19 protein-coding genes and 1 tRNA gene are annotated in these 20,770 nt (G+C 67.7%); 8 read left to right on the forward strand and 12 right to left on the reverse strand.

Translation table 11 applies throughout. The annotated features are described in order from the left end of the window. Positions 1-43: 43 nt before the first annotated feature. Positions 44-823 carry a selenium cofactor biosynthesis protein YqeC gene (gene yqeC, locus HLAC_RS07240; protein WP_049933687.1) on the reverse strand — a complete coding sequence of 260 codons (780 nt, stop codon included), beginning with the start codon at positions 821-823 and terminating at the stop codon, positions 44-46. A gap of 124 nt (positions 824-947) precedes the next feature. Between yqeC and HLAC_RS07245 the strand changes: the two genes are divergently transcribed. Further along, positions 948-2,834 (forward strand): aldehyde ferredoxin oxidoreductase family protein, encoded by a 1,887-nt coding sequence (locus HLAC_RS07245; RefSeq protein ID WP_015910194.1) that lies wholly within the window; start codon positions 948-950, stop codon positions 2,832-2,834. 1 nt (position 2,835) lies between these two features. Here HLAC_RS07245 and HLAC_RS07250 read toward each other — a convergent pair whose 3' ends face one another. Both HLAC_RS07250 and HLAC_RS07255 read right to left on the reverse strand, forming a co-directional pair. After that, positions 2,836-4,038, reverse strand: a complete 1,203-nt coding sequence (locus HLAC_RS07250; protein ID WP_015910195.1) for a redox-regulated ATPase YchF — start codon at positions 4,036-4,038, stop codon at positions 2,836-2,838. Between the two features lie 100 nt (positions 4,039-4,138). Next, the gene (locus HLAC_RS07255) at positions 4,139-4,396 is read right to left on the reverse strand and encodes a DUF5789 family protein (RefSeq protein ID WP_015910196.1); all 258 of its coding nucleotides are present in this window, start codon (positions 4,394-4,396) and stop codon (positions 4,139-4,141) included. Positions 4,397-4,525: 129 nt separating this feature from the next. Here HLAC_RS07255 and HLAC_RS07260 point away from each other — a divergent pair, with 129 nt between their 5' ends. Beyond that, positions 4,526-5,068 carry a universal stress protein gene (locus HLAC_RS07260; protein ID WP_015910197.1) on the forward strand — a complete coding sequence of 181 codons (543 nt, stop codon included), beginning with the start codon at positions 4,526-4,528 and terminating at the stop codon, positions 5,066-5,068. Positions 5,069-5,117: 49 nt separating this feature from the next. Here HLAC_RS07260 and HLAC_RS07265 read toward each other — a convergent pair whose 3' ends face one another. Then, complete coding sequence (locus HLAC_RS07265) at positions 5,118-6,107, reverse strand: biotin--[acetyl-CoA-carboxylase] ligase (protein ID WP_015910198.1); 990 nt, start codon at positions 6,105-6,107, stop codon at positions 5,118-5,120. Positions 6,108-6,303: 196 nt separating this feature from the next. On the opposite strand from HLAC_RS07265, the gene HLAC_RS07270 reads away from it, so the two are divergent. After that, positions 6,304-6,861, forward strand: a complete 558-nt coding sequence (locus tag HLAC_RS07270) for a hypothetical protein (RefSeq protein ID WP_015910199.1) — start codon at positions 6,304-6,306, stop codon at positions 6,859-6,861. Positions 6,862-6,883: 22 nt separating this feature from the next. Here HLAC_RS07270 and HLAC_RS07275 read toward each other — a convergent pair whose 3' ends face one another. Beyond that, on the reverse strand, positions 6,884-7,825 hold the full coding sequence (locus HLAC_RS07275) for a DMT family transporter (RefSeq protein ID WP_015910200.1): 942 nt from the start codon (positions 7,823-7,825) through the stop codon (positions 6,884-6,886). A 182-nt stretch (positions 7,826-8,007) separates the two neighbouring features. On the opposite strand from HLAC_RS07275, the gene HLAC_RS07280 reads away from it, so the two are divergent. Further along, the gene (locus HLAC_RS07280) at positions 8,008-8,490 is read left to right on the forward strand and encodes an Lrp/AsnC family transcriptional regulator (protein ID WP_015910201.1); all 483 of its coding nucleotides are present in this window, start codon (positions 8,008-8,010) and stop codon (positions 8,488-8,490) included. Between the two features lie 485 nt (positions 8,491-8,975). Here the strand turns inward: HLAC_RS07280 and gatE are convergent, their stop codons facing one another. Further along, on the reverse strand, positions 8,976-10,859 hold the full coding sequence (gatE, locus tag HLAC_RS07285) for a Glu-tRNA(Gln) amidotransferase subunit GatE (RefSeq protein WP_015910202.1): 1,884 nt from the start codon (positions 10,857-10,859) through the stop codon (positions 8,976-8,978). A 207-nt stretch (positions 10,860-11,066) separates the two neighbouring features. Between gatE and HLAC_RS17765 the strand changes: the two genes are divergently transcribed. Beyond that, positions 11,067-11,465 carry a DUF7344 domain-containing protein gene (locus HLAC_RS17765; RefSeq protein ID WP_237583048.1) on the forward strand — a complete coding sequence of 133 codons (399 nt, stop codon included), beginning with the start codon at positions 11,067-11,069 and terminating at the stop codon, positions 11,463-11,465. Further along, positions 11,462-12,166, forward strand: coding sequence for a DICT sensory domain-containing protein (locus tag HLAC_RS07290; protein WP_015910203.1), 705 nt, complete (start codon positions 11,462-11,464; stop codon positions 12,164-12,166). Before HLAC_RS17765 ends, HLAC_RS07290 begins: the two co-directional genes overlap by 4 nt. 234 nt (positions 12,167-12,400) lie before the next feature. Here the strand turns inward: HLAC_RS07290 and HLAC_RS07295 are convergent. Further along, a tRNA-Leu gene (locus HLAC_RS07295) sits at positions 12,401-12,485 on the reverse strand. A gap of 163 nt (positions 12,486-12,648) precedes the next feature. Between HLAC_RS07295 and HLAC_RS07300 the strand changes: the two genes are divergently transcribed. Beyond that, positions 12,649-13,209 carry a DUF420 domain-containing protein gene (locus HLAC_RS07300; protein WP_015910204.1) on the forward strand — a complete coding sequence of 187 codons (561 nt, stop codon included), beginning with the start codon at positions 12,649-12,651 and terminating at the stop codon, positions 13,207-13,209. 60 nt (positions 13,210-13,269) lie between these two features. Continuing rightward, positions 13,270-13,776: a hypothetical protein gene (locus tag HLAC_RS07305; RefSeq protein ID WP_015910205.1), complete on the forward strand. Its 507-nt coding sequence runs from the start codon at positions 13,270-13,272 to the stop codon at positions 13,774-13,776. 5 nt (positions 13,777-13,781) lie between these two features. Here HLAC_RS07305 and HLAC_RS07310 read toward each other — a convergent pair whose 3' ends face one another. The 5 genes from HLAC_RS07310 to HLAC_RS07330 all read right to left on the reverse strand — a co-directional run bounded on the left by HLAC_RS07310 (position 13,782) and on the right by HLAC_RS07330 (position 20,709). Next, positions 13,782-14,477, reverse strand: a complete 696-nt coding sequence (locus HLAC_RS07310; protein WP_015910206.1) for a halocyanin domain-containing protein — start codon at positions 14,475-14,477, stop codon at positions 13,782-13,784. A gap of 86 nt (positions 14,478-14,563) precedes the next feature. Then, complete coding sequence (purF, locus tag HLAC_RS07315; RefSeq protein ID WP_015910207.1) at positions 14,564-16,063, reverse strand: amidophosphoribosyltransferase; 1,500 nt, start codon at positions 16,061-16,063, stop codon at positions 14,564-14,566. Between the two features lie 149 nt (positions 16,064-16,212). Then, positions 16,213-16,596 carry a DUF5820 family protein gene (locus tag HLAC_RS07320; RefSeq protein WP_015910208.1) on the reverse strand — a complete coding sequence of 128 codons (384 nt, stop codon included), beginning with the start codon at positions 16,594-16,596 and terminating at the stop codon, positions 16,213-16,215. 71 nt (positions 16,597-16,667) lie between these two features. Then, positions 16,668-18,869, reverse strand: a complete 2,202-nt coding sequence (gene rqcH / locus HLAC_RS07325; RefSeq protein WP_015910209.1) for a ribosome rescue protein RqcH — start codon at positions 18,867-18,869, stop codon at positions 16,668-16,670. A gap of 82 nt (positions 18,870-18,951) precedes the next feature. Then, a complete protein-coding gene (locus tag HLAC_RS07330; RefSeq protein WP_015910210.1) occupies positions 18,952-20,709 on the reverse strand; it encodes a tRNA uridine(34) 5-carboxymethylaminomethyl modification radical SAM/GNAT enzyme Elp3 in 1,758 nt (585 codons plus the stop codon). Positions 20,710-20,770: the final 61 nt, after the last annotated feature.

The raw sequence follows: 20,770 nt of genomic DNA on the forward strand, positions 1-20,770 counted from the left end.
GCACGGCGTGGCCTTATAAGTGAGTTCGGTGGAGCAGTCAGCCTTACTCGATGACGTCCACAATCTCCCCCTCGATCATCCGCGCGAGGACGACCCGCGGCACGTCCGCGCGCTCGTGAACGACCCGAGCGATCTCTCGCGCCGCCGCCTCGTCGTCGGCGTCGTCGACCGCATTGACGAGCGGGATTGCGGTCGCGCCGCCCGGAATCCCTTTTAAACCACCCTCCTCGTGCGCGAGGACGCGACCGACCAGTTCGGGCGTGATCTCGTCGCCGACCGCCGCATCCGTAATCGCCGCGACGCGCTCGGGGCGGTGGACGGTCTCCGCCGTCAGCGGCTCTCCGACCGCGCCGGCGCTCGCCACCGGAACCACGCGGTCCGCGCTCGCCGGGATCTGCGGCTCGCGCTCGTTGGGAGCCTTGAGCAGGCGCGTCCGTGCGCCGTCGGCCTTCACGAGGACCGGCCCGTCGTGCGCGGCCCCGATCTCGTTGACAACAGCTGGGTCGTACCCCCGATACCGGTCGTCGCGCTCGCGCTCCGGGACCAGTCCGAGCGGGAACGACTCGGCGCCTCCCCTCGACTCGGCGTCTCCCGTTGGTTCGTCTCCCTCGCCCGCCGTGATCTCGTCGAGCGCGGCGACGGGAGCCTCGGTGACGCGCACCGCGGCGACCTCGCGGTCGAAGATCGGGATCCGAACCGTCGCAGTGAGTACCGCCCGGTCAAGACGGTCGGCGAGCGCGTAGAGAGTGGTCTTCTTCCCGCCGGCGCCGACGAGACAGGTCGTTCCCGCGGCCGCGTCGAGCGCGTCGACGACATCGTTCATGTCCGAACGCATGGTCGGCCGGGGGCGAAAGCCCGTCGGTCGGAGCGGGGTCAGAGCGAGGTCAGGGAGGATCCACTGGCCCCGGCGTGTGGTTTAATCCCGTTCGCCCGCGAGGTCGCTTACGATGACCGTCCCCGACCGGATGCTCCGCGTCGACCTCTCCGCGGAGCGCGTGCGCAGCGAGCCGGTCCCCGAGGAGTGGCTCGCGCGCTACGTCGGCGGGAAGGGGCTCGGGGCGCGGTACCTCTACGAGATGGAACCGGGCGTCGACCCGGCGTCGCCGGTGAACCGACTCGCGTTCCTCGTCGGCCCCCTGACCGGCTACCTCCCCGGCGAGCCGCGCTACGCGGCGGTGACCAAGTCCCCGCTCACGGGCACGTTCCTCGACTCCTACGGCGGCGGGGCGTTCGCGGCCCGGCTCGCCGGCTCGCTCGACGACCACCTCGGAGTCGTGATCGAGGGCGCAGCCGACGAGCCGGTAACCCTCTCAATAGTCAGCGGGGAGGCGACGATCGAGCCAGCGAGCGACCTCCGCGGGCTCGACGCGGCCGAGACCGACGCGCGGTTCTCGGAGGCCGCCGTCGCCTGCGTCGGTCCGGCCGGCGAGGCGGGGGTCCGGTACGCGACGATCGCCTCCGACGGCGGCGACCACCACGCGGGCCGGGGCGGCGCGGGCGCGGTGATGGGCGCGAAGAACTTGAAAGCAGTCGTCGCCCGCGATCCGCCACCGAAGATCCCACCAGCGCTCCGGGAGCTCCGCGAGCGCGCCGATGAGGCGTTCGCCGACAGCGACGCCGGCCGGTGGCTCGCCGCGGGCGACACCTTAGAGACCGTCGCGTTCGGCGACGAGACCGGGGTTCTCCCGACTCGCGGCTGGCAGGTCCGCCGCTTCGACGGTGCCGAGGGGCTCGGCGTCGACCGAGCGAGCGAGCGCGCGACCGGGCGCGAGCGCCCCGACGACCCGGTTCCGGGCGGGTTCCGGGTGTCGACGGGTGATAAAGAGCGTTCGGACGACGCCCCCGATGCCCCCGACGCCACCGATGCCCCCGACGCCACCGTCCCCCGCGGCGGGACCCCCATCGCGCTCGGCGCGGGGCTCGGGATCGACGATTTCGACGCGGTGGCGACCCTCGGCGGCGTCTGCGACCGGCTCGGGATCGACGTGATCTCCGCCGGCAACACGGTCGCGTGGGCGGTCCGCGCGAGCGACGCGGGGCTGATCGATCCCGCCGATCACGGCGTCGACCGCGGGCTCTCCTTCGGCGACGAGGCGGCCGCGAGGGCGCTGATCGAGGAGATCGCGGCTCGGTCGACCCCTCTCGGCGACGCGCTCGCGGACGGGGTGGCCGCCGCGGCGGAGCGGTTCGGCGGGACCGACCTCGTGCCGACCGTGAAGGGGATGGAACTGGCCTCCTACGACCCCCGCGGCGCGGCGACGATGGCGCTGGCGTTCGCGACGGGCGACCGCGGCGGCTGCCACCGGCGCGCCCGGCCGGTCGAGACCGAAGCGGTGGTCGATCCGGGATGGACGCCTGATGAGCGGGCCGCCGTCGTCGCGAACGAGCAGGATCGGCGGGCCGCGCTGTGGTGTCTCGTCGGCGACGACTTCCTCGCTGAGAGCTTCGGGCCGGCGGCGGCCGCCGAGTGGCTCGCCGCCCTCGGCGACGAGCGCGATCCAGAAGACCTCCGACTCCTCGGCGAGCGGGTGTGGACGCTCACGCGCCTGTTCAACCTCCGAGAGGGGTTCGGCCGCGGCGACGACGGGCTCCCGGAAGCGCTGACGCGGGGGACCGACAGGGCGGGCGAAACGGATGAAGAGCCCGACGACGGTCTCGATCCCGACGCCTTCGAAGACCTTCTCGATCGGTACTACGCGCACCGCGGCTGGGACCGCGAGGGGCGACCAACGGCCCGGTTGCTCGACCGACTGGGGCTCGCGGACCTTCCCGACGCGGCGACGCCGGTCGGGTCGGCGGCGGAGGTACCGGACTCCGGCGGCGGCGTCGACTGACTTACGGCGCGGCCTGCTTCGTCGAGATCAGTTCGATCACATCGCGGTGGGAGAGCTCGTGATCGGTGCCGACCTGCCGGCCGCTCCGACAGTCGGTGCCGTGGAGGAGCCCCTCGCCGATATCCGAGTGGATGTGGAACGCGAAGTCCTCGGTCGTCGACCCACCGGGGAGGATAAAGCAGTCGCGGAAGACCCCCTTCTCGTCTTTGCTCCCGTTCGCGGAGCCGGGGAAGACGGCGATACAGTCGAGTACGTCGAAGACGGCGGCTTCGAGCGCGCCCTGCACGCCGGTCCCGTCGTACTCGGCGACGAATTCGCCGATCTGATCGAGGCCCGCCTCCTGCTCGCCGGAGACATCACCGACGATATCGAAGTCGCTCTCGCCGGGGGTGTAGTCGACGACGCCCGCCTCGTTCGCATTTTTAAGGGCTTTTTCCGCGTGAGCGCTCGCGGGGACGAACGAGAGGTGGTCGTAGTCCGGATCCGTCGTAATCGTCTCCCAGTTCGCCTGCGCTTCGGGCGTGTCCATCTTGTTGGCGGCGACGACCATCGGCTTCGTGCGCTTGCGGATCTCGCGGGCGAGTTCGGCTTTGTCCGCGTCGTCCCACGTCTCAGGGTCGAGTTCGAGCCCCTCCGCGAGGATCACCTGTTTCATCCGGTCTTTGTCGATGCCGAACGCGGACATCTGCTCGGCGAGCTCCTTCTCGATCGCGGCGTCCGCGCCGTGGTAGCGCGTCTCGAACTTTTCGAGACCCTTCTCCAACACGTCGAGGTACCACTCGTCGAGTTCCTCCTCTAAGAAATCGATGTCCTCTCGCGGGTCGTGGCCCTCGGTAGTCTCGCCCTCGATATCGGTTTTGCCCGAGAAGTCGACGACGTGGATCAACACGTCGGTCTCGTTGAGGTCGGTGAGGAACTGATTGCCGAGTCCGCGCCCCTCGTGGGCGCCCGGGACGAGGCCGGCGACGTCGACCATCTTCACCGGGACGAAGCGGGTGCCATCGCGGCAGACGCCCACGTTCGGCGTACAGCTCTCGTCGAACTCGGGAGCGGCGCAGTCGACGCGGACGTACGCCTCGCCGACGGTCGGGTCGATCGTGGTGAACGGATACGCGCCCTCGGGCACGTCGTTCATGGTCGCGGCGTTGAAAAATGTCGACTTCCCCACGGAGGGCTTGCCGACGAGGCCGATCCGATAGCTCATTACCCTCAGTGCGCGACCCGCGGTAAAAAGCGATGCGAGACGCGCCGTGCCGTGGGGAGAGGTGACGTGCGGGCGTATCAATCGGACTCGGGCGATCCGATCAGGCGTCGCCGTCGGACTGGCCGGGCTCCCCGAGCGCTTCGATCGGCAGCACGTTCTGGAGCGCGGTGAAGGCGTCCTCGGCGCTCTCGAACCGCTCCTGATCGATGTCGGCCACGAGCTCGCCGAGGTCGGCGTCGCCGTCGGCGAACAGCACGGTCGTGCCGGCACACGAGTCGACGAGGTCCTCGTGGGCGACCGGGTAGGAGTGTTCGCGGAACTCGTCTTCGACGCGCGAGAGGTGCACTTCGGATGTCATGAATAGAAATATCGGTGCGCGGAGGCTTAAACGCACGCCTCGCTCGGACTTCGGCGGATCCGACCACGAAAGAACCGGTAAAGCGCGCAAAGAGTTATGTGCCGGTGGGGATATGACACATGTAAACGTATGTCTCTATACGATCGGATCCTCGTCCCGACCGACGGCTCCGCCGAGGGGAGGCGGGCGGTCGCACACGCCCTGGACCTCGCATCGGTCCACGACGCGGACGTGCACGCGCTGTACGTGGTCGACACGGCGAGCTACGCGGGGATGCCGATGGAGACCTCGTGGGAGGGGGTCGGCGACCTTCTGCGGGACGATGCGAACAAGGCGGTCGCGGAGGTCGAATCTCTCGCGGCCGAGACCGATCTCCACGTCGAGACGGGGGTTGCGGAGGGCTCCCCGAGCAAGGAGATCATCCGGTACGCCGAGGACAACGGCTGCGACCTGATCGTCATGGGGACGCACGGTCGGGGCGGGATCGACCGGCTCCTCCTCGGGAGCGTCGCCGAGAAGGTGGTCCGCGGGTCGAGCGTTCCCGTGTTGACGGTGCGGCTGGACGGTGAGGGCGCGGGAGGCGCGACCGTCGAGAAGGCGTCCGAAAGCGAGACCCCGGCCGAAAGCGAGACCCCAGCCGACGGAGAGACGGAAGCGGCGGGACAAAGATAGCCGGAAGCCGCCGTTTTTGCGGGCTGTTGGGGCTCGAGACGCCCGACGATCAGCCGCCGGCGTCGCGCAGGTGTTCGCAGTCACCGGCGTGGACCCGACGAGTTCCGTCGTTCGTCTCGATCACGAGCGCGCCCGGTGGCTCTACGTCGACTGCGGTTCCCGTCACCGGACCGTTCGAGGTGTCGACGCGAACCCGACGACCGATGGTGCTCGCGCGCTCGCGCCACGCCGGCAGGATCCGGTCCATCCGGTCAGGGGTCCCCGCGAGCGCCGCGAAGCGTTCGAGGAGGGTCGCGGCGAACCGGCGCCTGTCGATGGGCTCGCCGAGTACCTCCTGCAGGGAGGTCGCGTCCGCCGGGAGCAAATCGGAGTCGACGTTGGCGTTGACCCCGATCCCCGGGATGAGCCACGAGACCCGGTCGGCCTCGCCCTCCATCTCTGTGAGGATCCCCGCGACCTTGCGGCCGCCGCGTCCCTCGCTGTCAGCGTCGGTGTCGGTATCGGTTTCGTCCCCGAGACCGCCTACAAGCACGTCGTTCGGCCACTTGATGTGGGCGTTGACGCCCGCTTCCCGGCAGGCGTCGACGATCGCGACCGCGGCGGCGAGGGTGAAAAGCGGCGCGCGAGCCGGCGGCGCGTCGGGCCGGATCACGAGCGAGAGCCAGACGCCGCCGCTGGGCGCGACCCACTCGCGGTCGAGCCGTCCCCGGCTACCGGTCTGCTCGTCGGCGACGACCGCGACCCCGTCGGCTCCGTCCCCCGCCAGTTCGCGGGCGCGGTCGTTGGTCGACGAGAGTCGGTCGTAATACTCGACCGCGTAGGGCGCGTCGAGTCCGAACTCAATGCCGGCGGCGGAGTAGCCGGGGCGCTCGGGGGCGACGTACCCCTCCGGGGTCGATTCGACAGCGAACCCCTCCTCGCGGAGCGACTCGACCGCCTTCCAGACCGCCGCCCGCGACACGCCGAGGTCGTCGGCGAGCGCGGGACCAGAGACCGGGCCGTCGCCGAGGGCGTCGAGCAGCGCGCGACGCGTGTCCATGTCGACGAGGTCGACGCGGACGCGCAAAGCCGTTCCGGGTCGGCAATGGACATTGTCGCGATCCGGACCGGAGACACCGGGTTTCCGGTGAAACGGCGAGCGTTACCGAGTCGCACGGGATCCCGGCGGATCCAGCGAAAGAGCTGTGAGCCGCCTCCGGCGCAAGACACAAGGTCTCACGGGCGAACGCTCGGGTATGCAACCCTCCAAGGAACGGGAGGCGTCCGACGGCGACCCGATGGACGACCTCGACGGCCTCCTCGACGACGACCTCGCGGGCGGCGAGGAGGAACCCGACGCCGAGACGGGCGGCGCCGCAACCGTCGAATCGAGCGCGGGGAGTGCCGGGAACGCCGGCAGAATCGGCGTCTCCGGCCGGTGGTTCTCGGCGAAGGCCTTCGCGCTCGCGCTCGTCACGGTCGGTGTCGGGATGTTCGTCGGCGGCCTGATTCCCCTCATCGGTGGGACGATCGGGACCGCGGGCGGCGTGTTCCTCGCCGCGTTCCTGCTCGGTCTCGTCGTCTCGACCCGCCGGTACGTTGAGACGGGGATCGCCGGGGCCGCGGCGGGCGCGACGAGTGCGGTGACGAGCGTTCTCGGCGTCGGCTTCCTCCCAATCGGGATCGACTACCTCTCGCAGTGGGGGCTGCCGCTCGTCGCGGTCGGCGGCGGCGTGGGTCTCGTGTTAGCACTGCTCGGCCACTACTTCGGGCGGGACCTCCGGGCGGGGCTGACGGAGGATATCGACGGATGAGGCGAATCGAAAGAGGCGCCGGTCAGCGCGCCCACGCCGGTTCGTCGACGCCGACGTAGGCGGCTATCTCGTGGCGTTCGAGGACGAGGAAGCCGGCGAGGATCGCGACGAAGCCGATGATTGCCTCCGCCTCGATTAGGCTGCCGAGCAGGGCCCAGCTCCCAACCGCGGCGACGACCGGCTCCGCGTAGCCGACGAGGTGCAGCTGGGACGGGCCGACCTCGTCGAGCAGCGCGAAGTAGATCAGGAACGCGACGACACCCGACAGCAGCGTGAGGTACGAGAGCGACGCGATCGACGTCGCGTTCCAGACGATCGCCGCGGGCGACTCACCGAGCAGGGCGGCCCCGACGAGCAGCATCCCGGCGCCGGAGACCATCGCCCACCCCTGTAACGCGGCGATCGGGAGGTCGGTGCGGAGCGGGCGGAGCAGCACCGCGCCGAGCGAGAAGGCGGCCGCGCCGGCGAACGCGAGCGCGACTCCGAGCAGGGCGGAGCTGCCGAGCCCCGCCTCCATCGGGTCGGCGATCACGATCACGCCGAGGATCCCGAGCGCGAACCCGCCGATCTCGAAGGGGCCGAGCCGCTCGTTCGGGAGGAGGAGCGCCGCGAACGTGGCGGTCAACACCGGCGAGAGGCTCACGACCACGGCGGCGACCGCGCCGGTGATGTGGAGCTCGCCGACGTACAGCAGGCCGTGGTACGCGGCGATCACGAAGGCGCCGGCGACGGCGACGCCGAGCCACTCGTCGCGGCCTCGGGGGACCGTTCTGCCGGACATGACCGCGGCGAAGCCCAACACGATCGCACCGGCGATGGCGTAGCGCACGCCGGCGAACAAGAGCGGCGGGAAGTAGTGCAGGCCGGCCTCGATAGCGACGAAAGAGGTGCCCCATAGGGTCGCGAGAAGGACGAACGCGGCGACGATCGATTCGGGAGTTGAGAGGAGGGTCCGCAGATTCATTGACTACCGATTCGAAATTGGCGGAGATAGTTAAACTAATCTCTCGGACAGGCGGAGATCTAGAATGAACAATCACACATACGAATTGCTTGCGACTCGGTCCCGAAATAAGGGCAGATGTTGAATTTCGATTCAAGTATATCGGTCGTAATATATAACAGACCATCACGCGAACGGGGAGTATGGACGAGCGCGACGTGCGGCTGTTGAAGGCGATCTCGGATCTCGGCACCGGGAGCCCCGAGCGGCTTCACGAGGAGACCGGGATTCCGGTGTCGACGATCCACTACCGGCTGAACAACCTCCGGGAGGACGGCGTGATCGAGAACGATCTGTACGACCTCGACCACGAGGCGCTCGGGCTCGGCGTCACCGTGATCGTCGAGGTACTCGCGGACTACGAGGGGCCTTACGAGGAGTTCGCGGAGGAGTTGCTCGCGGTCGAGGGCGTGACGGAGGCGTTCTTCACGATGGGTGAGACCGACTTCGTCGTCCTCGCGCGGCTCTCCTCGTCGGACACCGTCGAGCGCCTCATCAGCGACTTCGAGGCGATCCCGGAGGTCGAGCGCACGAACTCGACGTTCACGATCGCCACCCTTCGCGACGAGTCGCGCGCGCCGGCGACGTACGACCTCGACACGCTGATCGAGGAGCTGACGGACTGAGGAACGGCGGGCTCGGCGGAGGCGGCGACGGCATTTTTAAGGAGAATTAGGCGGCTGCGACGATCACTTATAAATGGATGTGCGGTGGCGCGCGCCTCCGAGCGGCCGCCATCGGCGGCCACGAGGAGCGCGTGCGAGGTCGCCGGCGCTACGCGCCGGCTGCCAGAGAATCTTCGATTCTCGCTGGACGCGGTGAGCGCTCGGAGAGCGCGAACCGCGAGGCTGGGGAGGTGTGAGGTGCGGTGCTGTGCGGGGCGGGATTCGAAGGGGCAGCCGTGAGGGCGGCGCAGGCGACGTAAGCACCGCAATGAGGGAGCGATAGCGACCGAGTGAGGAGCGCAGCGAGCGTGCGCCGCCCTCACGGCTGGGGCTTTGGGAGTGTTCTCCGCAGACTCGTCAATCACGCACTGCCGAGCGGTTGGGGCTTTGGAAGTGCTCACCATACCGCCAGCAGCAACGATTTATAAACGACCGCACCACGACGCCTACGACCGCTTGCCGATCTCCTCGCGCAGCACGTCGGAGACGATCTCGCCGTCGGCCTTCCCGCGGAGCGCGCCCATCGCCTCGCCCATCAGTCCGGAAAAGGCGCCCATCCCCTCGGCTTCGATTTGGTCGGCGTTGCGCTCGACGACCTCCACCACGGCCTCCCGGACCTCCGCCTCGCTCACGCCCGACAGCCCGGCCTCCTCGACCGCCTCGGCCGCCGACAGCGACGGGTCCTCCGCGAGCGTCGTCAGCACTTTCGGGACGCCCTCCTTCGCGAGGTCGCCGTCCTCCACGAGGTCGAACAGGTCGAGGAAGTGCTCATAGCTCAGATTCTCGACGGGCGCGCCGTCGCGCCGGATCTCCGTCGTCGTCGACTCCAGTGTCGAGGCCGCGAAGGTGGGGTCGACGCCGCGGTCGACCGCGGTCTCGAACAGGGGGAACCGCTGGCCGAACGCGACCTGCTCGGCGAGGCCGGCGTCGAGCCCGAACGCCTCAGTGTACCGCTCGGCCTTCTCGTCGAGCAGCTCCGGCCGGTCCACGTCGGAGGGGTCCGGCTCGACCGGCGGCACGTCCGTCTCGGGGTACATCCGCGCCGCGCCGGGCAGCGGCCGGAGGTACCGAGTCGTCCCATCGTCGTTCGCACCGCGGGTCTCCTCGGGGATACCCTCGATGGCGGTCTCGGCGCGCTCGGCGGCGGCTTCGATCGTCAGGTCGGCGGTCTCGGGGTCGGCCGCGACGATGGCGACCGCGTCGTCCTCGTCCGCCCCGACCGCATCGCGCAGCGCGGCGACCTCCTCTTCGGTCACGCCGTACGCCGGCAGCTCGTCGGTGTGGAAGATGCCGCCCGCGCCGTGGCGCTTCGCGTGGTCGGACAATTCCGTGCCGAGCCGACGGTCCGGCTGGATCTCGCGCCCGACGAGTCCGTCGAAGCCGAACAGGGGAACCGCGGTGACCTTCCCGCCCGAGTCGAGCGCGCCGCGAATAACCCCGGACTCGGTGTCGGCGAAGGTGTCGGTCACGTCGCGCACGTCGCCGACGCTCGCGTCGCGCTCGACCAGTTCGTCGCGGATTTCGAGCAGTTCGGCCTGCCGACCGACCTCGCCGCGGACGATGTCCTCGATCCCCTGGAGGTCCTGTACGCCCTTCACTTCGACGCGGGCGCCGTCGGCGATGGAGACGTTCACGTCCTGCCGGATCGTGCCGAGTCCGCGCTTGACCGCGCCCGTCGACCGGAGCAGCATGCCGATGCGCTCGGCCGCCTCGCGCGCACCCTCGGGGCTCCGGATGTCCGGCCCCGTTCCGATCTCGACGAGGGGAACGCCGAGCCGGTCGAGCGAGTAGACGACGCCCTCTTCCGTCTCTTCGACGCGCTTTGCCGACTCCTCTTCGAGCATGAGGTCCGCGATCGACACGCGTCCCTCGCTCGTCTCGATCTCGCCCGCTTGGCCCAGCAGGATCGAGCGCTGGAACCCGGAGGTGTTCGAGCCGTCGATGACGAGCTTTCGCATGACGTGCGCCTGATCGACGACGGAGATGTCGAGCAGGTCGGCGACCTGGAGGGCCACCGAGAGGGCCTCGCCATCGATGCGGCGGGGTGGCTCGTCGTCCTCCTCGACGAGGCAGGTGGTGTCGTACGCGAGGTAGGTGAACTCGCGGTCGACACGGCTCTCCTCCATCGCGGCGTCGTCGAGTTCGCCGAGTTCGCTCTTCGTCGGGTGAAGCCGGCGGGTGATCTCGCGGTCGGAATCCTCGGGGTCGCGCTCGGTCGTCGGGGAGTCACAGAACAGCTTCGTCGCCGTGTCGAGCTGCTGGTGGATCTCCAGCCCGGCGACGAGCCCCAGCTCCTCGTGGTCGTACTCGGGGGTCGCGTCCGTACTCATTACGCTCTACTGCGGCAGGCCGGGACTAAAAGGGTGGCAGTTCGTCGGGGACAGGTAACGAGCGACGAGATGGGGCGGAACGGGTTGAGAGGTGTCGCTGAAGTCCCGACTACGCATGTAAGGATTTGTGGAACAGATACATTCGGAGGAGAGTATCGATGAGAGGAGGGGACAAGCTCTTATCTCAGTGTCACTTATGGGGAGGGTATGGGAGAGCCAGAGGAAGGTCCTGATCAACAAAATCGCGCGGCAATGGGGAGTTCCCCACCACGATTAGCGGAAGATCAGTTCTATCGGGCGCTCGCCTCATCCCACCGTCGACATTTGCTTTATTATTTACTTGAAAATGAGGAATGCACTGTAGAGGAGCTCGCGTCCGTCCTCAGTGGTTGGGAAGCCACCACAGCGGGAACGATGTACACATCAGCAAACCGTTCGGCGATCTTTCTCCAACTACTGCACAACCACTTGCCGAGACTCGCCGATGCGGGACTGATCGATTACGATTCGAACAGTGGCACTGTCCAGCTAGAATCGCTCCATCCACAGGTCACAAGCATCATTCGGCGGAGCGTCGAGGCTGAACAACCTGAACAATCGGAATGACGCTCGGCTCGCTAATCGGCGAGATTCAGGGGAGGCAGCATCAAGTCACCGTCTACAGGAGCGGCGACCGACTCGAAATCGAAACGTGGCTTGCCGGCCATGGCGTCAACGCCGAGTCGCGCTCGCTTCCGTCACCTGGTCCAAACCCGTTTATCGAAATCAAAACCGACGGCGAGGTTATCGGTATCATCGGAGTCGAGGCGATTGAGGCGCTGCTTGAACCGCCGATCCATCGACCCGGCGACCAAAACGGGATATCCGAGGGGTACCGAGTGCTCTTCGATATTCTTGAGAGGATGGTGTTTTCCGCGATGAGTCGTCGCGAGCTCCTCGCAGTTAGTCGCGAAATTGAAGATCGTGCCTTTCGCGTCGGAGAAGGAACCCTGTGGGTTGGTTTTCAGACCCTCTCGGCATTCAAGTCCCAGGTGGATGTGTATCGGACACTCAGTGACGAAACAAACCTCAATATCCATATTTATGGTGTCGAAGACTGGACCCCGCCAGAGATTTCTGAGATTAGCTACCACACCGAAGAGGCCACGAGGTTCGAGCCCTACTGGGTCCTAGCGTACGACGGCGGGCCCGACGAGAATCAGGCCTGCGGCTTAGTTGCTAAAGAGTATTCGGACGAATACACTGGCTTCTGGACAAACGATCCGACGACCGTCGAGGATATCGCAACGACGTTCAATACCGTTTGAGCCACGTTCGAAGATGATCACAGGGAGGACGACTAGTAGTTATCAACAAACATGCATGTTATCCGATGATCTGTCTGAAGAATACGGATTCGACAGTACCAGACGGAACGAACCGGGACAAGAGACGAACAGACGTGACGGACCCGCCGCTCAGTACGTAGCGGTCGAAAGGAATTATGCGTGGGTGCTGTCGTAGAGACAACACCGTGCATCGTGGGGGTGTACCCCGTGCGATGCGTGGGACCGGATTTGAACCGGCGGACCTCTACAGGACAGCGCCCTCAACGCTGCGCCGTTGGCCTGGCTTGGCTACCCACGCTCGCGGTGTTCTGTCGCATCTCCACGTACCCTTCCCCTAATTAAAAGCCCTTCCATTCGGCGGGACCGTGTCGGAGGTTGCCACCGGTCGGGAGAGCACACGCACGACGACCCGGCCCGCCGGAACCGGCACGGGTTTGGGAGTGGCGTCCGTCCGATCGGATATGTCCGAGTGGGCCCGCGAGAACGTCCCGTTGCTGACCGCCCTCCTGTCCGTCGTCGCGCTCGCGCTCGTCTTCGGCGCCGTCGGCGGCGTGATCCCGAGCAGCGTACTTCCACGCGCGAGCGACACCGTCCTCGCCGCGCTCCCGCACCTCAACGCCGCGATCTCCGCGACCGCGATCGGCACCATCCTGGTTGGCTGGCGAGCGATCTCCCGAGGGAACGTCGATCGTCACAAAGCGTTCATGCTCTCGTCGTTCGGGCTGTTCGCCGCGTTCCTCGTCAGCTATCTCTACCGGCTGATCCTCGTGGGGACCGTCGAGTTCCCCGGCCCGGAGGCCGTGTACAGCTACGTCTACCTCCCGTTTCTGGCCATCCACATTCTGCTCGCGATCGTTTGTCTCCCCTTCGTCTTCTACGCGCTGCTGCTCGCCGCCACCCGCCCGTACGAGGATCTGTACCACACCCGACACGCGCAGATCGGCTCCGTCGCTGCGGTCCTCTGGCTGATCTCTTTCACGATGGGGATCGGCGTCTACCTCATGCTGTACCACGCGTTCTGAGACCCCTGTTCCCGAGTCTGGCGACGAATGTTGAAGCCACTGTCACCCGTATAGTCTGACGTGCTGTTCCCGACCCACCTCCTCGTCGCCGTCGGAATGAGGTGGCTGGCGAGCCACTCGCGGGTCCGTCGACGCCTCCGGGCCGCCCCGACGCTCTCGGCGGGATGGCTGGTCGCCGGGGCCGCGCTCCCGGACATCGTCGACAAGCCGCTCGGTGCGTTCGGGGTCGTCGACACCTACCACTCGGCCGGCCACTCCGTGCTGCTCGTCCCCCTCGCGGTCGCCGTCGCCGTGAGGCATCGACACGGGCTCGCGATCGCGGTCGGCTGGGGATCGCACCTCGCGCTCGACGCGTTCCACGTCGTCGTAAACGGGCGAGCGAGCGACGCGCTGTTCCTCGTGTGGCCGGTCCGCACGCGGTCTGACCCGCTTGCGATTCCACCGGGCGAGTTCGTGCGATTCTACGTCGGAAGCCCGTCGTTTTACATCGAACTTGGGCTGTGGCTAGCGGCTGTCCTGATCGTGTTGCGGTCGCAGTCCGGCGCCGGTCGAGAAGACGGTCGGTGACCCCTCTACTCTTCGCTGGCCATCTTGTGGGCCGCGTAGAACAGCGGTACGAGCAGCGCCCCGGCGAAGCCGAGCGCGAGCGCGAGCGCCCCGATGTCGTTGGCGGAGAGGTCGGGGGCGCTGGGTCCGCCGTCGGATGCGTTCCCGCCGTCGGTCGTATTTCCGCCGTCGGTGGCGTTGCCGTCGCCGCCGTCATCGCCATCTCCCCCGTCGCCGCCGGGCGTCACGAGGTCGTCGTCGACCGATCCGATCGCGACAACGCCCTTCATGCCGACCGCCTCGTGGGGGACACAGAGGTAGTTGAACGTGTCGCCGTCGGACGCGTCGTCGAAGGTGTACTCGAAGGTGGCTCCCTCCTCGCTGACCGGGTCCCCGCTGTTGAATGTCTCGTCGTCGGCGACGACATTGTGGGCGCCGCCCTCACCGGTCCACTCCCAAACGACCGTCGTCCCGGGGTCGATCAGGATCGCGGCCGGCCCGAACTTGAGGCCGTCGACCGCGCCGACTGCGACCGTGACCTCGTCCTGTCCCGTGTAATCGTGGGTGCCGTCGTAGTTGTCGACGTCGTCCAGCCAGCCGTCGTACTGGGCCGCTACCCCGCCGGAGCCGGCGGCGAGGCCGGTCGCGGCGGCGGCGCCCGCTGCGCCGACCCTGAACAATCCGCGGCGACTCATCGTCGTCTCGTCGGCGTTGGATGTCATATCCCTATCTCCCATCGTGTGCGTATTTAAGCTCCCGATACACGACGCCGAGAAACGGTCGGTTCGGGGTCTCGGAGGTCAACCGCTCAATCGTCGGCCGGGCTCACGCCGGACGCGACTCCTTCGATATCGCGGTCCGTCTCCTCGCCCTCCACGTCGAACGGGTACTCGCCGGTGACACACCCGAGACAGAGGTCCGCGCGGCTCTCACCGAGCGCGTCGGCGACGGCGTCGACCGAGAGATACGATAGCGAGTCCGCGCCGACCTTCTCGCGGATCTCTTCCGTCGACGCGTCGGCGGCGATCAGCTCCTCGCGGGTCGCCATGTCGATGCCGAAGTAGCAGGGCGCGATGATCGCCGGCGCGCCGATCCGGAGGTGGACCTCCTCGGCGCCCGCCTCGCGGACCAGCTCGACGAGCTGGGTCGAGGTGGTCCCTCGAACGATCGAGTCGTCGATAATCGTGACCGATTTGCCTTCCACCGTCGATCGGATCGGATTGAGCTTCAGCCGGACCGCGCGCTCGCGCTCGTCCTGCGTCGGCATGATGAACGTCCGGCCGACGTAGCGGTTCTTCATCAGGCCCTCGGCGAACGCGATGCCGTCGTCGCCGTCCTCCCGCGGCTCCCCGTCCGCGGTCGTCTCGCCGGCGGCGTCGGCGTAGCCGGAGGCGAACGCTCGTCCGGAGTCCGGAACCGGCATCACCACGTCGGACTCGACGCCGGACTCCTCCCAGAGCTTCCGGCCGAGCGCACGGCGCACCTCGTACACGAGGTTCTCGTCGATCACGGAGTCGGGGCGCGCGAAGTAGACGTGTTCGAAAAAGCAGTGGGCGGTCGACTCGCGCTCGACCAGCTGATACGTGTCGTAACCGGTCCCGTCGGGCTCCAAAACGACAAGTTCGCCGGGGCGCACGTCGCGGATCAGCTCCCCGTCGAGGGTGTCGATGGCGGCTGACTCGCTGGCGAGCACGTAGCCGCCGTCGATCTTCCCGAGACACAGCGGGCGGTTTCCGAGAGGGTCGCGCACGCCGAGGACCGTGTCGTCGTGGGCGATCGCCAACGAGTAGGAGCCGTGAATCCGGTTCATCGTGTGTTTGACCGCCCGCACGAGGTCCTCTTCGAGGAGGTTGCGCGCGAGGTCGTGGGCGATCACCTCGGTGTCGCCGTCGGACGTGAACGCGTGGCCGGCCGCCGCGAGCTCCTCGCGCACCTCGTCGGCGTTCACGAGGTTCCCGTTGTGCGAGAGCCCGAGCGACCCGGACTTAAACGAGACCGAGAACGGCTGCGCGCAGCTCTTGTCGAGGCTGCCGGCGGTCGGATACCGGACGTGGCCGATTCCGGTGCCGCCCGACAGCGACTCCAGATCGCCCTCGTCGAACGCGTCGCCGACGAGCCCGCGCTCGACGTGGCTGTGCTGTTGGAACCCGTCGTGCGTGACGATCCCCGCGGACTCCTGTCCGCGGTGTTGGAGCGCGTACAGCGCGTAGTACAGCGGGCGCGCGGCCTCGCGGTCAGCGAGCGAGACGCCGACGACGCCGCACTTCTCTCGCGGCTCGTCAGCGGTGTGGTCCCCACCGGCTTGCATATACACGGCGGTGGGACGGGAGTCGGTAAAAACCCTCGTGTTCGTGGCACAATGGCTCGTTTAAAACCTAAATATGTGCAGTATCGTGGATCGGTGTCGGAGAGTTCGCCGACGCGACGGCGACGTCACGTCCTCGGCGACGGTCCCTCTCACTCCTCGCCGACGTACTCGTCTAACCGCTCGAAGTACTCCTCCCGCGGCACCTGATAGGCGGCCCGGTAGTCCACGTCGCCGGCGACGAACCGCTCCGCGACGTCGACGGCGGCGGCCGCGCCAGCTTCGGGGCTCTCGTACGTCTCCGCGATCGCCTCGATCTCGGGCTCTAAGAAGAGGACGACGTGCCACTCCTCGGTCGCGTACTGGCCCGATCCGGGGCGGGCGTTGCGCGCGCCGTTCGTCAGGTAGATCGTCGGGAGACACTCGGACGGGAGGTCGTCGCCGCCGAAGACGTCCGGGCGATACACGAGGATGGCCCGGCCGCTCGGCTCCTCGTTCCACACCCGCCAGCCGTCCGGCAGCGCCTCGAAGCTCATGGACGGACTCCGTCGTCGAGACTTGAAAGGATCGCGCTCTCTGCGGGGGAGACTCGGTTTCAGCCGACCTCTCAGTCCACGATGTCGGAGCCGCCCGCCGGAATGAACTCCTGCAGCTGGTCGGCGCTCGCCACCTTCCGAACGAACGATTGGTCGGCGAAGCGCCCCTTTAGCTCGCGGTACACCATCATCGCGGCGTCGTTTTGGGCGTACATCCCCGGCTCCAGCGTGACGCTCGTCGCCACGCGATCGACGATCGCCGAGGGCGGCCCGCCGATGGCCTGCGTAACGGGCTCGCACTGGACGCCGACGGCGATCCGACAGGGCACGTCCTCGAAGTAGGTGCGGTCACCGCGGATCACGAAGCTCCCCTTCTCGATGTACTCGCCGCTCTCGGGAGTCTTCGACACCTGATCGGGCTCGACCATGTACGCGTCGCCCGCGCCGCGCCCGTCCTTCCAGTCCGACGAGTAGGAGACGGCGAACTGCGCGACTTCGCGTAAGGTCTCCTCCGAGAAGTCGACCGGATCGGCCGACTCCGAGGGCCCCGCGGCCTTCAGGAGCGTCACCGGGCCCCCGTGCGCCTGCGTGTGGAAGAACCGGTCGTGTTTGCCCATGTACTTCTTGACAAGCTCCTCGTTCTGGTCGGCGTTGCGTCCGCCGATGACGAGGTAGCCCGTCGAAGTGTAGAACCACCGGAAGCGGTCGTACCAGTCGTCGGGGCTCCGGATCGGGATCGAGGAGCGGGAGAGCCAGTCGGTCTGGTACTCCTCGCCGTCCTCCTCTTCTTCCCCGTCGTCGGCTCCGTCCCCGGCGGTCTCGTCGGCAGCCGCCTCCTTCGCCTCCCACTCGGCTTTCCGCTCTTTGACGGCCTCCAACTCCGCGCGAGTCGACTTAATCGCCTCCATCGCGCCCTCTTTCTTCCCTTCGATGCGCTTGGCTTCCTGATAGAGGCGGTCGGCGTTGACCTCCACGCCCGCACTCGCGTCGAGCTCGATCCGAGTCGTCTCTCCGTCGTCGTCCTCACCGTCACCGCCGCGGAGTTCGACCGTCACCGTGCCCTCGCCGCCGTCGACATCGACCACCGTCTCCGCCGCCGGGATTCCCTGCTCCGCGCCGGCGTCGAGGGTTTCGGCGATCTCGTCCCACGGCACCTCCGCCTCGCGGGCTTCCTGTACCGTCGAGAGCACCTCGTCGACGAGGTCGTACTCGGCGTACAGCAGCTCCGCGCGCTCGCGCTCCGCTTCGGCCTGCTCTTCGAACCCCTCGATCGCCCCCTGCTGCTGTTCGACGATCCGCTCTTGTTTACCGATTTCCTCCTCGAAGTCGGGCCGAGACGGGCTAGCGTCGGCCGGGGCTTCGCCCTCCTCGCTCCCGTCGCGATCGAGCCGGTAGAAGTACTCGTCGACGGCGGCGTTGAAGGAGTCGAAGCCGACGCTCGGCAGCCCCTCGTGCTCCGAGAGGGGGAAAGGCGTGACGTCGACGACGCGGGGGTCGCGGTCCTCCGCCTCGTCGTCGGACAGTTCCTCTTCGTACACCCGTGGGTCGACATCGCCCGAGCGGAGCCGCTCGCCGATGCGTTCGAGGGCCTCGTGGAGCGCACGGAGCTGGTCGTCGGTCACGTCGTCGATCGGCGTCTCCTTCTCGACGCCTGCGCGGGTACACACCTCCTCGGCGTAGAGCCCGCCGAGGTTGAGCTGAGTCGCCAGCGTCCGCACCACGTCGCTGTCGGACTCGCGCATGTGTCGTTTGAACCCGCCGAGGCTCACGTCGAGGGGGTTGAGCCGCGAAGCGGGGTACTCGTATTGCGCGCCGGGCGCGACCGTCCGGGACTTGAGCCGGACGGTCTGGAGCGACCCGACGACCTCTCCGGTCTCGTCGAGCGCGGCGACGTTCCCCTGTCCGAACAGCTCGGCGACGAGCGTCGTGTTCTCGTCCTCGCGCTCGAACTCGAACGTGAGGATCCGGTCGAATTCGTACTGCTCGACGCCCGCGAAGTCGGCGCCGGACATCCGATTTCGCAGCATCTTCGCGAAGTTCGGCGGCCGACCGGGGGCGTCGGCGACGTTCTCGGGATCCGCGACGTGGGCGCGTTTGATGTCTCCCACCTCGATCATGAGTTCGACCCGCCCGCGGTCGAAGTCGCGGAGCTTCAGCCGGAGCAGGTCGTCGTCGTAGAGGTACGCCTTGTCGACCTTCGCGCCCTCGTACCGATTGAGCTCGGTAACGAGGGCCGCGAGGTCGATGCTCGACAGCTCCCGCTTCTGGTCCATACTCAAAGGAGACAGCCGGCCCGGAAAAAGGCGTGTCGTTGTGTGGACGGGCCGCCGAGAGAGCGACCGCGTCCGGAGTCGGCTACAGCCGCTTCGAGACGTACGGCCCGTCCTGGTGGTAGCCGAGCTTGTTTCGGTAGTACTCCCGGGCCCCGATCCCGGAGATGATCGCCAGCTTGCGGTAGCCGGCGTCGCGGGCCAGTTCCTCGGCGCGTTCGAGGAGCTTCGTCCCGTACCCCTGATGCTGCCAGTCGCCGGCGCCGCCGATGGCGACCTCGCTGCCGTACACGTGGAGTTCGCGGATCAGCGCGGCGTCCTCAAGCTCGCGGCGGATCGGGTCGTCCTCGGTGCCGGGCGCGCCGGGCTGGTCGGGCGCGAAGGAGGGGAACCGCAGGCGACAGAACCCGACGAGCAGGTCGCGGACGGGGTCTTCGAAGGAGATGAAGTGTTCCGTCCCGCCGCCGGCCTCGTAGGTGAGCACGTCGAGTTCCACGTCGTCGGGGTCCGGGTCGGCGTCGTTGTGGCCCACCTCGCGGGCACGGATATCGCGCTGGACGATCCCTTTCTCCTCGGCCCGCTGGTCGGCGAGCTGTCGGAGGTTCGACTTCCAGACGCCGCCCTCGATGAAGTCGGCCGGAATGTCGCGCTGGACGCGCTGGAGCCGGGTGTACTTCGGGATCTGGTCCATCGCGTCGGCGACCACATCGGCCGCCTCCTCGTTCGAGAGCGGCTCGAACGAGTCCTGGCGCCACCGGTCGTACACGCGGGTCCCCTCGACGACGAGGGTTGGATAGATCTTCAGGTAGTCTGGCCGCCAGTCGGGGTTCTCGAAGATCTGGCGGAAGTCCTCGACGCACATCTCTCGGGTCATCCCCGGCTGGCCCGGCATCATGTGGAACCCGACCTTGAACGCGGCGTCGCGTAGGTGGCGGTTGGCGTTGCGGGAAGCCTCATTGCCGTGCCCGCGGTGCATCTCGCGGTTGATCCGCTCGTAGGTGGTCTGGACGCCGACCTCCACCTTGGTCCCCCCCAGATCGAGCATGCGGTCGATCTGTTCCGGATCGCACCAGTCCGGCTTCGTCTCGAACGTCGTGCCGATGTTGCGGATCTCGTTGGTCTCGTTTTCGGCGATCACGTCTTCGAGGTACTCGAACTCGGTCTCTTCGGGGGCGGGCGCGAACGACTCGCCCTCGGCGGGCTCGGGCTCTTTGTCGAGGTCGTAGTCGTTCATCGCCTGTAAGGCGCGCTTCACGAACCACTCCTGGTAGTCGTGTGAGCGCGCGGTCATCGTCCCGCCCATCAGGATGAGCTCCACCTTGTCGACCGGGTGACCGATCTTGCGGAGCTGTTCGAGCCGGAGCGTGACCTGTCCGTACGGGTCGTAGTCGTTCTGCTCGCCCCGGGCCGCGGCGGGCTCGTGGCCCGTGTACGACTGCGCCGAGGAGAACTCCGAGGCCGGCCCGCCGGGACAGTACAGGCACTTCCCGTGCGGGCACAGCTTCGGCGAGGTCATGATCGCGACCGGCGAGACGCCGGAGGCGGTCCGAACCGGCTTCCGCTGGACCACCTCGATCACGTCGTCGCGCGCCTCGGTGGGGGCATGGTCCAAGATTTCGGTGTTCTTCGGGACCTTCGGCGAGGAGAATTTCGAGCAGGCGTCGAGCTTGGCGGACTCGAGGTCGTCGCGATCGATCTCGCCCGCGAGGATCCGGTCGACGAGGTACTCGCAGGCCCGGACGAACGCCTCGGGCTCGTCGCCGGTCGCCTCGCTGCCGGATCCCCCTCCGGCGTCGCCGCCCTCGCTTCCGGCGTCGCCGTCACTCGCCGCGTCGGTACTCATTACCCTCCGATCGACGGGTTTCGGAGTTAAGCGTGTCGCACCGAGAGAATCGGCCGGTTTT

Source organism: Halorubrum lacusprofundi ATCC 49239 (assembly GCF_000022205.1).
Classification (GTDB): domain Archaea; phylum Halobacteriota; class Halobacteria; order Halobacteriales; family Haloferacaceae; genus Halorubrum; species Halorubrum lacusprofundi.